15 protein-coding genes are annotated in these 14,859 nt (G+C 41.1%); 6 read left to right on the top strand and 9 right to left on the bottom strand.

All coding sequences use genetic code 11. From position 1 onward, the window contains the following. Positions 1 to 7 precede the first annotated feature (7 nt). Together LZD48_RS14870 and LZD48_RS14865 are read right to left on the bottom strand one after the other, a co-directional pair. Positions 8 to 1,168 carry a toxic anion resistance protein gene (locus tag LZD48_RS14870; protein WP_235763515.1) on the bottom strand — a complete coding sequence of 387 codons (1,161 nt, stop codon included), beginning with the start codon at positions 1,166 to 1,168 and terminating at the stop codon, positions 8 to 10. Further along, complete coding sequence (locus LZD48_RS14865; protein ID WP_235763514.1) at positions 1,168 to 1,809, bottom strand: 5-bromo-4-chloroindolyl phosphate hydrolysis family protein; 642 nt, start codon at positions 1,807 to 1,809, stop codon at positions 1,168 to 1,170. Before LZD48_RS14865 ends, LZD48_RS14870 begins: the two co-directional genes overlap by 1 nt. A gap of 181 nt (positions 1,810 to 1,990) precedes the next feature. Between LZD48_RS14865 and LZD48_RS14860 the strand changes: the two genes are divergently transcribed. Further along, the gene (locus LZD48_RS14860) at positions 1,991 to 2,791 is read left to right on the top strand and encodes an acetate and sugar kinases/Hsc70/actin family protein (protein WP_235763513.1); all 801 of its coding nucleotides are present in this window, start codon (positions 1,991 to 1,993) and stop codon (positions 2,789 to 2,791) included. On the opposite strand, the gene LZD48_RS14855 is transcribed toward LZD48_RS14860, so the two are convergent. Continuing rightward, positions 2,723 to 3,082: a hypothetical protein gene (locus LZD48_RS14855; protein ID WP_235763512.1), complete on the bottom strand. Its 360-nt coding sequence runs from the start codon at positions 3,080 to 3,082 to the stop codon at positions 2,723 to 2,725. The genes LZD48_RS14860 and LZD48_RS14855 overlap by 69 nt on opposite strands. 112 nt (positions 3,083 to 3,194) lie before the next feature. On the opposite strand from LZD48_RS14855, the gene LZD48_RS14850 reads away from it, so the two are divergent. Further along, entirely contained in the window at positions 3,195 to 4,421 is a 1,227-nt protein-coding gene (locus tag LZD48_RS14850) for an MBL fold metallo-hydrolase (protein WP_235763511.1), read from the top strand. Further along, on the top strand, positions 4,409 to 4,675 hold the full coding sequence (locus LZD48_RS14845; RefSeq protein WP_235763510.1) for a DUF3006 domain-containing protein: 267 nt from the start codon (positions 4,409 to 4,411) through the stop codon (positions 4,673 to 4,675). The genes LZD48_RS14850 and LZD48_RS14845 overlap by 13 nt, the downstream gene beginning before the upstream one ends. 84 nt (positions 4,676 to 4,759) lie before the next feature. Here LZD48_RS14845 and metA read toward each other — a convergent pair whose 3' ends face one another. Next, a complete protein-coding gene (metA, locus tag LZD48_RS14840; RefSeq protein WP_235763509.1) occupies positions 4,760 to 5,668 on the bottom strand; it encodes a homoserine O-acetyltransferase MetA in 909 nt (302 codons plus the stop codon). Positions 5,669 to 5,853: 185 nt separating this feature from the next. Here metA and LZD48_RS14835 point away from each other — a divergent pair, with 185 nt between their 5' ends. From LZD48_RS14835 to LZD48_RS14825, 3 genes are all read left to right on the top strand, one after another. Next, positions 5,854 to 6,399: a Gmad2 immunoglobulin-like domain-containing protein gene (locus tag LZD48_RS14835; RefSeq protein ID WP_235763508.1), complete on the top strand. Its 546-nt coding sequence runs from the start codon at positions 5,854 to 5,856 to the stop codon at positions 6,397 to 6,399. 219 nt (positions 6,400 to 6,618) lie between these two features. After that, positions 6,619 to 7,536: a DMT family transporter gene (locus LZD48_RS14830; RefSeq protein ID WP_235763507.1), complete on the top strand. Its 918-nt coding sequence runs from the start codon at positions 6,619 to 6,621 to the stop codon at positions 7,534 to 7,536. A gap of 538 nt (positions 7,537 to 8,074) precedes the next feature. Further along, positions 8,075 to 9,544, top strand: a complete 1,470-nt coding sequence (locus tag LZD48_RS14825; RefSeq protein ID WP_235763506.1) for a glycine betaine uptake BCCT transporter — start codon at positions 8,075 to 8,077, stop codon at positions 9,542 to 9,544. Between the two features lie 446 nt (positions 9,545 to 9,990). Here LZD48_RS14825 and LZD48_RS14820 read toward each other — a convergent pair whose 3' ends face one another. The 5 genes from LZD48_RS14820 to LZD48_RS14800 all read right to left on the bottom strand — a co-directional run bounded on the left by LZD48_RS14820 (position 9,991) and on the right by LZD48_RS14800 (position 14,848). Continuing rightward, positions 9,991 to 11,196 (bottom strand): DUF4317 domain-containing protein, encoded by a 1,206-nt coding sequence (locus LZD48_RS14820; RefSeq protein WP_235763505.1) that lies wholly within the window; start codon positions 11,194 to 11,196, stop codon positions 9,991 to 9,993. Positions 11,197 to 11,306: 110 nt separating this feature from the next. Beyond that, entirely contained in the window at positions 11,307 to 11,507 is a 201-nt protein-coding gene (locus LZD48_RS14815) for a hypothetical protein (RefSeq protein WP_235763504.1), read from the bottom strand. Positions 11,508 to 11,620: 113 nt separating this feature from the next. Next, positions 11,621 to 13,015 carry an NAD-dependent succinate-semialdehyde dehydrogenase gene (locus LZD48_RS14810; protein WP_235763503.1) on the bottom strand — a complete coding sequence of 465 codons (1,395 nt, stop codon included), beginning with the start codon at positions 13,013 to 13,015 and terminating at the stop codon, positions 11,621 to 11,623. Positions 13,016 to 13,103: 88 nt separating this feature from the next. Continuing rightward, complete coding sequence (locus LZD48_RS14805) at positions 13,104 to 13,565, bottom strand: molybdenum cofactor biosynthesis protein MoaE (RefSeq protein ID WP_235763502.1); 462 nt, start codon at positions 13,563 to 13,565, stop codon at positions 13,104 to 13,106. Positions 13,566 to 13,579: 14 nt separating this feature from the next. Then, positions 13,580 to 14,848: a molybdopterin molybdotransferase MoeA gene (locus LZD48_RS14800; RefSeq protein WP_235763501.1), complete on the bottom strand. Its 1,269-nt coding sequence runs from the start codon at positions 14,846 to 14,848 to the stop codon at positions 13,580 to 13,582. Between the last annotated feature and the right edge of the window lie 11 nt (positions 14,849 to 14,859).

Genomic DNA, 14,859 nt, shown 5'->3' with positions numbered 1-14,859 from the left:
CTACTCCTTATTTCAATTCTAATAATTTCTGTTTCATTTCCTCTTCCATTACAATCATTTCTTTTTCTGCCTGTTGGCGCTTCTCTCTGCCTTCTGCTTGAATTGTAAGTGTCTCTTCAATCGTGGAAATTAAATCTTCCTGTGTTTTCTTAAGTGTTTCAATATCGACGAGACCACGCTCATTTTCTTTCGCTGTCTCAATCGTATTCGTGCGCAGCAGTTCCGAGTTCTTCAACATGAGATCATTCGTTGTTTCGGAAACAAGCTTTTGCGCTTCGACTGCATTCCGTTGGCGCAGTAATGTGAGTGCAATTGCAATTTGGTTTTTCCAAAGTGGAATTGCCGTTAGTATTGAGGATTGAATTTTTTCAACGAGTGCTTGATTCGTATTCTGAATGAGCCGAATCTGCGGGGCACTCTGAATGGTAATCTGTCTGCTTAACTTCAAATCATGGGTGCGCTTTTCCAGGCGGTCGGTAAATTGAATCAAATCATTTACTTCCTGAACCATCATTTGATTTTGGCTTGCTTCCGCTTTTGCTTTAAGGGCGGGAATTTCTTTCGTTCGGAGCTCATCAATCTTCACTTCTCCGGCTGCGATAAAAATATTTAAGGCATCAAAGTATTCTTTGTTTTTTACAAAGAGTTGCTCCAGCAATTTATTATCCTTCGTCAGTTCATTTTTGCCCCGATCAAGCTTCACACTAATCCTGTCAATTTGTGCCCCGGTCTTTTGATAATTGGATAGGACTTGATTCACAGAACTTGATACGCGATTGAAAATCTTGGCAAGAAATCCTCGATTATCTGTCCGCAAATCATCCGGATCAACTTGTTCGAGTTTCTTCATGAGGTCGGATAAGATGCCACCAATCTCCCCGATATCACTATTTTTCACATGATCCAACATATCATGGGAAAAATCCATCAGCTTGGATTGTGCTTCTGTTCCGTATAGGGATACACTTTGAAAGTTCGCTGGATCAATTTGTTCTGCAAGTTGTAAAGCACGTTTTTTCTTATCTTCCGGCAATACATCGACAAGCCTTTTTTCCTTTACATCTGTTTCTGTCTCCACTTCGCTGATTTCCTTATCTGCGGATTCACTGCCGAACGGATTAGCCAGCAGCTCGTCCAATTCAAATTCATTCTTTTTCTCTTCAGCCATCAGATAACCCTCCCATTCGTTTTCTTCGGTTTTTGTAATGTTTTCTTCGCTACGTCAAGTTCAAAATGCAATGTATCGACATCATCATTCAGCATAATGCGAAGGTCTTTATTTACAGTTTGACCAAGAACGATAATTGCGAGTCTCGAATCCCGCATTGTTTCACTCATTTCCCTTGATTTCACCTGTTGTTTAGAAAGGTAAGCATATTTTTCCGTGATTTCAACTAACGAATCGAGATGCTTATAGAAAAACGCTTCCGCCTTGAAGAACCTCCACGGTTCACGTTTTGTATTTGTGTAAATCCTTTTTACGGTGCGAAGAATTTCAAAGTTCTCCTTCGCATTGCCCAGTGGACGAACTTGCACCAAGGCACGTTGCAGCCGGATGACTTTTGCTTTCGCTTCTTTCAAGTTCCCGGAAATGAATTTATATTCCTTCCGTGTCAGTCCATGCCGTTTTGCGTCGCGGGAAATCTGTAAATGTTTTACAGCATAATAGGTGACGACCCCACAGACAAGTGCGTACGCCGTGGAAAGGAGAAAAATTTGCGAAAAGGCGAAAAAACTGATCAACCAGATAACCCCTGTTGCAGTGAAAGCCGCCGCCTGTCGTAAAACAAATTCGAAAAATGCTTTCATTTCATCACTCCTATAATAAAATACACGCCCTGTATGAACACTCTACCACTAATACGACAAAGCCAAGTATAAAGTTTCACTTAAATCTATTTTACCTGACTTGACGAGAAATAACTACACCTAGATAATGACAATTAGATGTTCATGAGCGTTTTTAGATTATTACTTTAGGAGGAAAAAGATGCAACGAATAGGAATTGATGCTGGTGGCTCTTTGATCAAACTTGCTTATGTCGAGCAAAGTCAGCTGCATGTGAAAACATATCCGTATCAGGATAAAAACTCTTTCGTGAATTGGCTCCATATGCTTGCTCCAGATACACATGTTTATGGTACAGGCGGGAGATGGGAGGAACTGTCAAAAATACTCCAGCAGCCAACTGTAACAACTGCCGAATTCCCGTCCATTGTCCGAGGGACAGATTATTTGCTGAGCAAAGAAACAAACGTACCAGAAGAATACATTCTCGTTAATATTGGAACAGGCACTTCTATATTTCACGTCAACAATGGAGAATTTGAACGCGTGCTTGGGAGCGGGGTTGGTGGCGGAACATGGTTAGGAATCGAATTACTTCTTGCAGGCTGCGGGAAAACCTTTCGTGAGCTTGTTGAACTTAGTGCATCAGGGAATCATTACCATGTTGACCTACTCGTTAAAGATATATACGGAGAACAACATGCACCACTCACGCAGGAACTGACAGCAGCGAACTTTGGTAAAATACAGTTTCTAAATGAAAGCTCGCAAGCCGACCAATTGCGTGCCCTAACACAACTAATTGGTGAAGTGATTATTTCTCTTGCCGCAACCGTGATGAACAGTAAAGATGTAAGGAAAGTAGTTTTCATCGGCAGTACGATACAAGGGAATAAACCATTGCGGGATGTACTGTCAATTTTTCGTGAGATGTTAGCGTATGAGCCAATATTTTTGGATAAAGGAGCATACGCTGGTGCGATTGGATCTATGGTGGAATAATGGGCTCCTTTCTCTTAATTCCTCTATTAATGCATGACTCTTTTTCTGTTGCCGGTCAGCTTGACCGGCTAACTCCGCCAAGATGACAGGGGTATTGTTTAGGCGGACAAGAAGCAGCCAGTTATTTTCATGCACCATCATACGGCGGCTTTTTTTATCGATGATTAATTCTTCTCCGGTTTTTTCTAATAAAATAACAGCTTTATCTTCTTCCATCCGGTCGACAACACCAATTTCTGGAGTAAGCCCACATCCATAAAAAGTAAAATAAATAGCAAGCCAAACTCTCATAAAGCATATCTCCCTTCATTATAAATCATGATTGAATCTATTACACACTGGATTTTCCAGACTCTATTTGCTACTCTATTGATGGAAGTTTTGAAGTTTAGGGGGAAGTTATGTGAAACGTTTAACATTTATATTGGCATTCCTTGGACTGTTCATCTTTTCCGCTTGCGAGGAAATGCCAACAGACACAGCGAATCATGCCAATGAAACAACAGTGAGCAACCAAAAGACCGTATCCACTGCGGCTAAACAGGACGAAGCAAAGGATACGACCGAAGAGGTTTCACCTGAGAAAAATCAGACGGAAAAACTTGAAGAACTATCCGTTCATTTTATCGATGTTGGTCAAGCTGATGCTACCTTATTCCGGTACCGTTCAGGTGAGGAACAATATACTGTTTTATTTGATACGGGTGATTGGCGCGGCAGTGAGGTAACGAATTACTTAACTGGAAATGATGTAAATTTTATTGATCTTGTTATCGTGAGCCATCCGGATGCTGATCATATTGGACAACTTGAACAAGTCATGCAGACCTTTGATGTCGGAGAAGTATGGATGTCAGGTAATGAAAGTTCTTCCCAGACGTTTCAGGATGCAATTGAAGCAGTTCTAGCCAGTAATGCGGACTATTATGAACCCCGAGCAGGTGAAGAATTTGCAATCGGTCCATTGCAAATTGAAATCCTGTACCCGGATAACATTTCAGGGAAAACCAACGAGGAATCCATTTCCGCCTTGTTTACATATGATAATGTGAAATTCGTTTTGACCGGGGATGCCGGCCTGCGTGAAGAAACTTATATGCGAAGCAACTTTAATGTATCAGCCGACGTCCTCCACCTTGGACACCATGGCTCGAAAACATCGAATGACCCAGCATTCATTGATGCAGTTTCACCAAAAATTGTCGTTTATAGTGCAGGCGCCGATAACAGCTATGGCCACCCGAGCCCAGAAGTCGTCTCAGCCATAGAAGAAAGGAACATCGAACTATACGGTACAGCCATTCATGGCACAATCCTCCTCACAACAAATGGCACAGACATCCAAATCGACACAAATATTGCAGCGCCTGACAGCGGGACAACGGGGTCAGAGCAAATGTCCCAAAATAAAAACAAAGAAACAGAACAAGTTTCTTCTTCTAGTTGTGTTAATATTAATGAAGCGACAGTTGAAGAATTACAGCAAATTATCCATATTGGTCCAGAGCGGGCCGTAGATTTAATTGAACTGCGACCTTTCCAGACCATTAGTGACCTGACAAAAATCGCTGGAATTGGTTCTGCACGAATGGCGGATATTCAAACAGAAGGGATTGCATGTGTACAATGAAAGGGATTTTAGATCGATTCGAAGGAAATCAGGCGGTTATTCTTATTGAAGAAACGAAAGAGGAATTGATCGTTAACAAAGAAGGTTTACCTCGGGGCAGTGCCAAACATACGATATTCAACTTAGAGAAAGCTAACGGCAGCTATCAAATCGCCAGTATTGATTTGACACAGACAAAAGCAGCGGCTAAAAAATCCGCTTCCCTCATGGATCAATTGCGAGGAAAGAAAAAAGGCAGTAAATTCAAGCGATGAAATATCCGAACAAACCAGCTAGCAAGCTGCACCAAAGATTTACTTGGTTTGTTCGGATTTTTTATTGTCTAAGCAACTCTTTTGTCAATTCCAATGATACGGTGTTTCTTGGTAGACATAGTAGTTCAGCCAATTCGAAAACAGTAAATGTGTATGGGAGCGCCACAAATTTAAAGGAGGCTTCTCCGGGTCATCATCTGGAAAGTAGTTTACAGGCACCTCCATCTCAAAGCCCTTTTTCATGTCCCGCTCATATTCATCACGAAGCGTTGTAGCATCATACTCTAGATGACCTGTAATCATAATGTTTTTCCGATCTTTTGAAAGAATGATGAATGGAGAATTTTCATCTGTCTTCGATAACAGGGAAAGTTCGGGATGCTCTTCAATTGCTTCCAAGCTAACGGTCGTATGTCTCGAATGTGGTGCAAAAAAGTTATCATTAAAACCTTGGACGAGCTTTTCAGTTGGTAAGGAAACATCATGATTGAAAATACCAAAGTATTTCTCAGGCAAGGCTTCTTTTTCGATTCCATAATGATGGTAAAGTGCTGCTTGGGCTCCCCAACATATGTAGAGGTTTGACGTTACATTCTCCACCGACCAATCCATAATCTGTTGTAACTCCCGCCAATAGTTAACCTCTTCAAACTCCAGATGTTCAATTGGTGCACCAGTAATAATAAGGCCATCAAACTTACGCGATTTTATTTTATCAAATGTCGTATAAAACGTATCGAGATGATAATTGCTGACATTTTTGGATTGATACGTTGCTGTCCGTAAGAATGTAATATTCACTTGTAATGGTGTATTCCCTAATAAACGTAGTAATTGCAGTTCTGTTTTTTCCTTTTCAGGCATTAAATTCAAAATTAAGATATTTAATGGACGTATATCCTGAGTACGGGCTCTGTCTTCCTCCATTACAAAAATCTTTTCTTCTTTTAATGTTTCCCTCGCTGGTAATTCTCTCGGTATATTAATCGGCAATCCACACGTCTCCCCTCTGTTTTTTTATAATAACAATCATTATAAATATTAAATCTTGAAACGGCAAGTCCTTGCATTCGTTTCTCACTTGATTCAAACTTCCTGCTGAGTGCCTCGCTTTAAGATTGTCCTTAAATGATATATAATAAAGAAGCAATAAGTCATAATTTTGGAGGGAAAAGGCAATGAAAAAGGTGCGATTGACTTTCTTTACAATTACTCTTTTTGGGGTACTTTTCCTGAGTGCTTGTGGTGGAAATGAAGTTGGTTCGGATACAGAACAACAAGATGAACCTGAACAGGAAGATGTCGCAGAAGATGAGGGAACGGAAGAGGATACAACAGAGAATAGGGAAGCAGCAGAAGAAGATACGGAAGAGGAAGCAAATTCAGGTAATGCTTCTGATGGAATGGATATCGTTGCGGAAAATGATGCCTTTAAGGTATTTGAGCCTGCACCCGACAGTGTTGTTGCTAATGAATTTATTGTCCGCGGAGAAGCACGGGTATTTGAGGCAAACGTTTCCTATGAATTTGAAGACGGCCATAACATCCTTGCCGAAGGATTTGTAACGGCAAGTCAAGGTGCTCCTGAATGGGGCGAGTTTGAAATAACAATTTCATTTGACGAAGTTGCCAATGATACTGGATTGATTGTACTTTATGAAGAAAGTGCAAAAGATGGATCCAGACAAAACGAATTAATTATTCCAGTAAAAGTTAAAGATTAATAAAGTGAAACTTCATTCCGTGGGAGTTTCCTTACCTCCTTCACGGAATGTTAGTTGAACAGAATCAGGGATTTACGGACTGTTTATCTCCATCTTCACATGTTGGGTTTCCCTTATCTTTAGAAGTGGGGAGATTACAGACCGTTAATGCGTGATAAAAACGGGTCAGTTAGATACAGTCTAATTGGCCCTCATTTTTTTGGATTAGAGGTTGTATAAATGCAAGTATTTTTAAAGAAAAAATGGTCGGTCGTGGCCATTGCTGTATTTTGTTCATTATTATGGGGAAGTGCATTCCCTGTACTTAAAATAAGTTATGATGAATTTCAAATTGCGTCAGACGACATTATTGCTAAAATTGTTTTTGCCGGACTGCGATTTTTACTCGCAGGACTTATTGTACTTGGTTTTCTTATGGTGAGTAACTACAAACAATTATTTGTCACAAAAAAGCAGCTAATGGTTCTGCTTATTCTCGGCATTGTCCAGACTGCCCTGCAATATTTCTTCTTTTATAACGGACTGGCCAATGTTACCGGGATGCAAGGAGCAATCCTGAATTCAAGCGGAACATTTTTCACTGTTCTATTGGCGCATTACTTTTATGTAAATGATAAGATGACAACCCAAAAAGCAATTGGACTTCTAGCAGGATTTGGAGGCATTATCGTCGCCAACTGGGGACAAGGCTTTTCATTCCAGTTCACGTTTACTGGCGAAGGTTATATGATTTTATCTGGTGTAACAAGTGCTGTTGCCACGATTATGGCAAAAGAACTCGCTAAAGGAATTCATCCATTTGCAATAACAGGGTGGCAGTTCACTCTAGGAGCAATCGTATTATTACTCATCGGTTTTCCACAGCTCGGGGAGAACGCAATGGTTTTCACTCCTTTCGGCTGGGGATTATTTATTTACTCCGCCTTGCTTTCTTCTGTTGCTTTTGCGCTCTGGTACTCCTTACTAAAATATAACCCTGCAGGAGAAATTACAATGTATAAGTTCATTGTCCCTGTGTCAGGCTCTATTTTATCAACGATTTTAGTTCCTGGAGAAAGCCTTACGCCGGCAATCCTATTTGCTCTTGCCCTCGTTGCACTCGGAATCATTATCGTTAATATAAGGCCGAAAATCTAATTGGGATGGTCGAGGGAAAAGTAAGCCAATATAGAGGGGACTAGCATGAGTATTCATGGAGGAGGTCTATCGTTTTTGTAGGGGAAGGAGCATTCGTAAATAATAGATCCTCTCCATGATGATTTATATTGGGGGTGGGAGTACCCCTCAACCAATCTCTCACCCCAAAGATAATAAATAAAAAACAATTCGTCAAAAAGCAATTTTTGGTTTTTCCTCTGTTTTTTTGTCGAGAAAAATCGATTCCCGCAAAAGTTATTCAATTTTCCCAAAGAATTTCGTCGAATCATGTCGGAAATCAGACAACAAATTTAAAATCCTCCTATTTTTTACTTTTCTATAAAGAAATCCATTTCATTTAGCGAAACTTTTACTATCTATTCAAGTGTTAATTACTATTCCATGTTCGACAGCCGAAGTTTCTCTTCTCTGCACGCTCCATCATTTATGTAAGAATTACCTGATTCGGGTTTCATTTTATTTTATTATGGGTATAATAGAACGCATGTATTTTATTTTATATCTTAAGGGAGGAAATATGAAGAAAGTTTCAAAAGTGTTTTACATAGCACTGGCAATTGTCGTTATTATGGTTATTTTGGGAGCTGTGTTCCCAACAGAATTTGAAGATTTAACTAGCCGGGTTCAAGCTTTTGTTTCTACAACATTCGGTTGGTATTATATGTTGCTCATGTCAGCCCTCGTCATTGTAGCAATATTAATTGCATTTAGCCGGTTTGGCAAAATTCGTCTTGGCCGAGACCATGATAGGCCTGACTTTTCCACCGTTACGTGGATTGGCATGCTTTTTTCCGCTGGTATGGGAATCGGGCTTGTCTTCTATGGGTCCGCAGAGCCACTATTTCACTATATTGTGGATGCTCCCAATGCAGAAGTCGGATCAGGTGCAGCTTTTAAAGATGCACTTGTTTATTCTTACTTCCACTGGGGAATTCATGTTTGGGCAATGTATGGCGTCGTTGCTTTGTCGCTTGCCTTTTTCCAATTCAGAAAAGGTCAGCCCGGTTTGATCTCCTCAACATTGAAGCCGCTCTTTGGCGATAAGATGGATGGCCCATTCGGGACATTTGTAGATGTACTGTCTGTATTTGCAACCGTATTTGGTGTCGCAACTTCTCTTGGATTTGGTGCAGTACAAATTAATGGCGGGTTATCACATTTATTTGGAATTGAAGTAGGATTTATTTCACAATTATTAATTGTAATTGTTGTAACAGCTCTATTCATGATATCCGCTTGGTCTGGATTAAGCCGAGGGATTAAATATTTATCCAATACGAATATTGTTTTAGCTGTTATTCTTTTAATAATTGTTATCGCAATTGGACCGACTGTTCTCATTATGAATATGTTCACGGAAACAATTGGATTGTATATGCAAAACTTGATTGGGATGAGCTTTACAACCGCACCCCTTGCTTCTGACAACCGTGCTTGGCTTGACGGCTGGACCATATTTTACTGGGCATGGTGGGTATCCTGGGCACCATTTGTCGGTATGTTTATCGCAAGAGTCTCCCGTGGGCGTACCATTAGGGAATTCATTTTAGGGGTCATGATTGTCCCGACCTTGTTTATCGCCATCTGGTACGCAGCATTCGGAACAACAGCTGGAAATATCCAAGATAGTGGTTTCGACTTGTCTGGCTTTGCAACGGAACTCGTATTATTCAATATGTTCGACCAGCTTCCGATGTCGACGCTTCTTTCTATTATAGCGATTGTTTTAATTGCATCGTTCTTTATTACATCAGCGGATTCGGCAACATTTGTCCTTGGTATGCAGACAACGAAAGGCTCACTTACTCCGCCTAATACCGTTAAAGTCACCTGGGGAATTGCGCAATCTGCGGTAGCAATCATTCTTCTTTATGTAGGAGGTCTCAGCGCCTTGCAAAATACAATCATCATCGCGGCACTGCCCTTCTCCTTCATTATGATTTTAATGATATTTGCTTTGTATAAAGCGTTGAATAAAGAAGTATGAGAACAAAGGCGGAAGCGCCCGTTCAGCAACGTACAAACTGTGCCTCCCAGGATGGGAGGTAGTTCGATGTTGCCCCAGGAAGAGGCGAACTTAATCGAACCTCTTTTTTACCGGAAGGGAGATAAAGGAAACATGCCCCTTAAGGGGTAGACGTGAGTTGGGCTTTAGCCCGAATTTAAACGGCCCTCCTTTCGTTATGAGCCGATGTTGACTTTCACCACAAGGGTATAAGTGCGACTAAGCCTCACAAAGACCGAACGGCTAAGTCTTCTTTATCGATTGGAGGAGTGTGAAGTCACTGCTCGCCCCACCAAAAGATCTACTAGTTGCTGGGCGCAGAGCCGACGTGGCTAGCCTAGCAATTTTAGTTATCTACAGTATTTTCTAGCTAACAAAAAGGTTGAGTTTCCTGAAATAGGAAACTCAACCTTTTTTAATTTTAACTATCATACCGTTGATTCATCCGGTTCTTTTTCCGGATCCCGTACTCCCAAATCTTCTTCAATAATTTCAAAGCCTTCAATTACCGTATTTTCTTCCAGTTCGATAACGAGACAAAGTTTTCCGTCGAGCCGCATTTGGCGTATATAACGCAATTCACTTGGACTAACTTTTAAATCAGCAGCTTTCGTTTTGATTTTAATCGACTTGGAGTTATAATTTGGAACAACATTGTTTGCCTTCAGTTCAAATTTCTCATCATTGATTACTTTTTTAAAGGCTTCTTCCACAGCTTCCGGCTGCACATCCTTTATCCCGCTGCTACTTAAAACAGCTTCCATATCCCGGTAATCGAGCTTCGGTGTATCATCCGGATCCGTCTCTTCAATCACCTGCTGGATCTCATCATAGACATTTGCGAGGGTAGCGGTCGTAAACTGTTCACCAGCCACATCTTTAACAATTTCTTCAAATACAATCTTATCTTCTTCAGCAGTCATGATTTCTTCTGCATTCAGAACATCTTCAATAAATGAGAAATCTAGTTCTTTTGATTTCCCAGTTGAATAAAGAACACGGTTCACATCAGATACACCATCGGTAAAGGTCGGGAACAAGAACCCGCCTATCGGGGCATTCAAATCAATAATCGGATCGACTTCGATATTGTATTTGAATTCTTTTTCCACATAATCGAATGCCAATTCTTTCCTGGGATCTTGGGTCGTATTGATTGTACACATAATAAAGAAATGAGAATAGACTTTATCCCGTTCACTCTCTTCGGTCTCTTCACTAATCGGCTTTACCGTCTTCATATATTCACCTTTCGTGAAAGTGACGATAATATCTTCGTCATACTGCTTCACTTCGAGCATTTTCTCAACAATTTGCACCATGCGGTTTCTCCATGTTTCACTATGTTCGGTCAATACCCCTTGATGAAGAAGTAATTGGGTGCTGTTTTCTGCTTCATGAACAAATTTCAATTCAAACAGTTTCCGATCTAATTGGCCTGCAAGCACTTTTTTAAAATTATTCATGAACAATTCCTGTTGTTCCCTCTCCAGCATTTCAAACGGGGTGTTCTCCTGATGATAGATTTCACTTGATTCTTTCATAATATATACGTTAAACACTTCATTTATTTTCAATAGATCATTTTCCGGCTTTAACTGCCTGCGGAAACTGGCAATATCTTTTTTATTCACGTAAACACTCCTTATTTATAGACTGATACAATTTATTATACTACAAAAAAGGACGTTCAGGAGAATTCCCCGAACGTCCTCTTTACTAGATTTAATAACCTGATTCCAGTTTACCGGTTTGCATGTCCTTTTAACAGCCCGGATAACGTTTTTATGATGATCGTTGGTGCAAAAATAACAACGGCAATTGTCCCCGCAATGAAGAGGACAGTTCCCAGTGTGGAATATTCTTCTGGAATAAGATATCCTAAACCGATTAACGCAAATCCCGAAACAATCGCTGCGAGCAACCAGTTTAACCTTTCTCTCATGCTATCCCTCCTTCCCTTCCAGAATATGCAACAGGATTCCCGAATGTCTGTGTGCATATTGGAGGGGAGATTTACAATAGAAAGGGGTGGGGTTGCTCACCCTTTTTTGGTATTTATTCCAATCCACCGATGGATAAATATTTTGTTTCTAAATATGGTTCAATACCTTCAAGTCCACCCTCTTTACCGATTCCGCTTTCCTTCAACCCACCGAACGGGGCATGTGCAGCAGACGGGGCACCATCATTCCAACCGATGACACCAAAGGTGAGATGCTCATGCAAATACGTGCCTGTCCGGTAATCATTTGTAAAGAAATAAGCCGCTAAACCGAATGGTGTGTCGTTCGCAATAGCAACCGCTTCTTCGACCGTATCAAACACCGTAATCGGAAGCACTGGGCCAAAAGTTTCCTCCTGCATGATATCCATTTCACCAGTCACTTGTTTCAGAACGGTAGGATAGATGAAGTAATAGCCTTTATCATCATCTTTATCGAATTTATTACCTGCTAGTACTTCAGCACCTTTTCGAACAGCGTCATCAATCTGGCCGACAACTTTTTTAAAGCCGTCCCCGTTGATGACCGGGCCGATTTGCGTACCTTCTTCCAGTCCATTTCCGACTTTTAATTTCTCCACTTCTTTTACAAGCCTGTCAGCGAATTCGTCAGCAATCTCCTTTGCAACGAGCACCCGATTTGCACAAATGCAAGTTTGGCCAGCATTACGGAACTTAGAGAGAATAGTTTGCGGTACTGCGATATCAAGGTCGGCATCTTTCGTAACGATGAGCGGGGCATGTCCACCGAGTTCCATTGATACGTGTTTTACCGAATCGGCACTTTGCTTGATCAATTGCTTTCCAATTGGAGTCGAACCGGTGAATGTAATTTTCTTCACCAAGGAACTATTTGTAAAAATCTCACCAACCGTTCTTCCAGAACCATTGACATATTGAACTGCATCTTTTGGAATTCCTGCTTCATATGCCAGGTCAATCAACTTCATCGTCGTAAGTGGAGTTTCACTTGCCGGTTTTACGATGAATGTACAACCTGCCGCAAGAGCCGGTGCAGCTTTCCTTGTCATCATGGCTGCCGGGAAGTTCCATGGTGTAATTGCTGCGACTACTCCGATTGGCTGGCGGGTAACGAGAATCCGTTTGGACTCGGTATTTGCTGGAACAGTTCTTCCGTAAATCCGTTTTGCTTCTTCTGCAAACCAATCAATATAGCTTGTAGCATATTCAACTTCTCCGAGGGACTCAGATAGTGGTTTCCCACTTTCGAGCGTCATCACTCGAGCAATTTCTTCCTTCTGCTCCAGTACCTTTTCAGACCATTTTCGAAGCAAACGTGCTCGCTCATGTGCGTTAACTTTCTTCCATTTCGCGAACCCATCTGCAACTTTTTCCAGTTTTGCTTGAATTTCTTCTTCTGTATCCACTGTTACCTCTTCCACTAATTCACCTGTAGCTGGATTAAGTACTTTTATACTTTCTGCCATGTTTTGTCCGCTCCTTTTCATCGTATTTGAACATCCGATATTGAATTTCCCTTCCACACTTTCATTAAACATTTAGAAATCTCTTTATTTATTCCTCCTCAGGTGAGCCATCTGGATAAACTTGGGTCCCCAATTGATTACCAATCCATGTCTCACCGTCTTCCCAATGTTCTTTTTTCCAAATCGGGACAATCTGCTTGATTCGCTGAATGACATATTCATTCGCTTCATAAGCGGCCTTACGATGCGGGGAGGAGACGGCGATACATACAGCAGTTTCTGATATATCGAGACGTCCCATTCGGTGAGTGACTGCGACTTCCGTTTCGGGCCATTTTTCTTTTACTTCATCTCCTATTTCAGCAAGTTTCTTTTCGGCCATTGGTATGTAAGCATCATATTCAAGATAGATTGTTTTTCTTCCCCGTGTCCATTCCCGTGCGATTCCAAGAAAAGTCGTAATCGCTCCTGCTTCTCTGCGTGTTACCTTCTGAATTACAGCGTCGGTATCAATCGGATCTTTCACGATTTCAAACATTTTTTCCGTCATGCTGTGCCTCCTCATTACTCTTTTCGCAACCAGTCGTTCCAAGCGATTCCAGACTGATCCGCAAGTAGAACAGCCATTACTTGCTCTCCGGCTTCATATCCCTCTTTATTTCCAGGAAGCACGATAAGTACATTTGCTTCTGCTAAAGATGTGACAATGTTCGGCTTATCAAGACCAACTGGAACAGCAATAACATTTCCGCTTTCATAGATAAGTTTTCCCCGGACGAATCGGTGAAATGGATTAGGTGCAGTAAAGTCAGTACCAAGCTGGGCAGTCAGCTTTTTTAAATAAGGATTCTTCGTATGTAAATGGTTGCGGATTGCAGGTCTAGTGTACAATTCAAAGCCAACATAACAAGATGAGGGATTGCCCGATAAACCAAAAAATAGTTTGCCGTCTACTTCTGCAACTGTTGTAACAGAACCCGGGCGCATTTTAATTTTATTAAATAATACATTTGCATTTAATCTCTCTAAAATAGCTGGGATATAATCATAATCACCGACAGACACACCACCTGTTGTGAGTAAAATATCCACTTCATCTAAAGCAGCAACAACTTGGTCATAACAAATATCCAAATCATCGGCGAATTGACCAAGGGAAACAGGAATACCACCTGCCCGTTCAATTTGACCGATTAACATATAGGAGTTACTGTCTCTTATTTTGCCTGGTTCGAGTGCTGCATCCACAGGTAAAAGCTCACTGCCAGTCGATATAATTCCAACTCTTGGTCGCTTCACAATAGGAACTTGTCTGTAACCAAAGGTTGCCAGCAATGCCATAATCCCTGGATTTATGTATGTTCCCTTCTGTACCAGCACTTCGCCTTTTTGCGTGTCTTCGCCTGTTTTTGTAATATTTTCAAATGAAGTTAGTTTTCTGGTAAACTCGATAAATCTCTTTTCACCTTGACTCGTTTCTTTAACATGTTCCAGCATAATGACAGCATCACAACCTGCCGGAATCTCTGCTCCAGTCATAATCCGAACTGCTTCATTTTCCTTTACAGTCCCTTCAAATACACTTCCCGCACCTATTTGGCCAACTACCTCTAACCTACTATCGCCATTTTCAGTAGCTTCCGACCGAATGGCAAATCCGTCGTAGCGTGTCCGGTCAAAAGGAGGGACAGCATGATCACTAATCAAATCTTCTGCTAGAAAAAAACCGTGGCTTTCTTCTAATGGAATGAAAGTCTTCTCCCCTTTTACCGCGTATTTCATGACTCGCTCTATTGCATCATTCACCTCAATAGGTGTCCGTATTTCTACCATAACTCAACCTC

This window comes from Oceanobacillus alkalisoli (assembly GCF_021556485.1).
Lineage (GTDB): Bacteria > Bacillota > Bacilli > Bacillales > Amphibacillaceae > Oceanobacillus > Oceanobacillus alkalisoli.
This window is presented reverse-complemented; position numbering and strand designations above follow the sequence as displayed.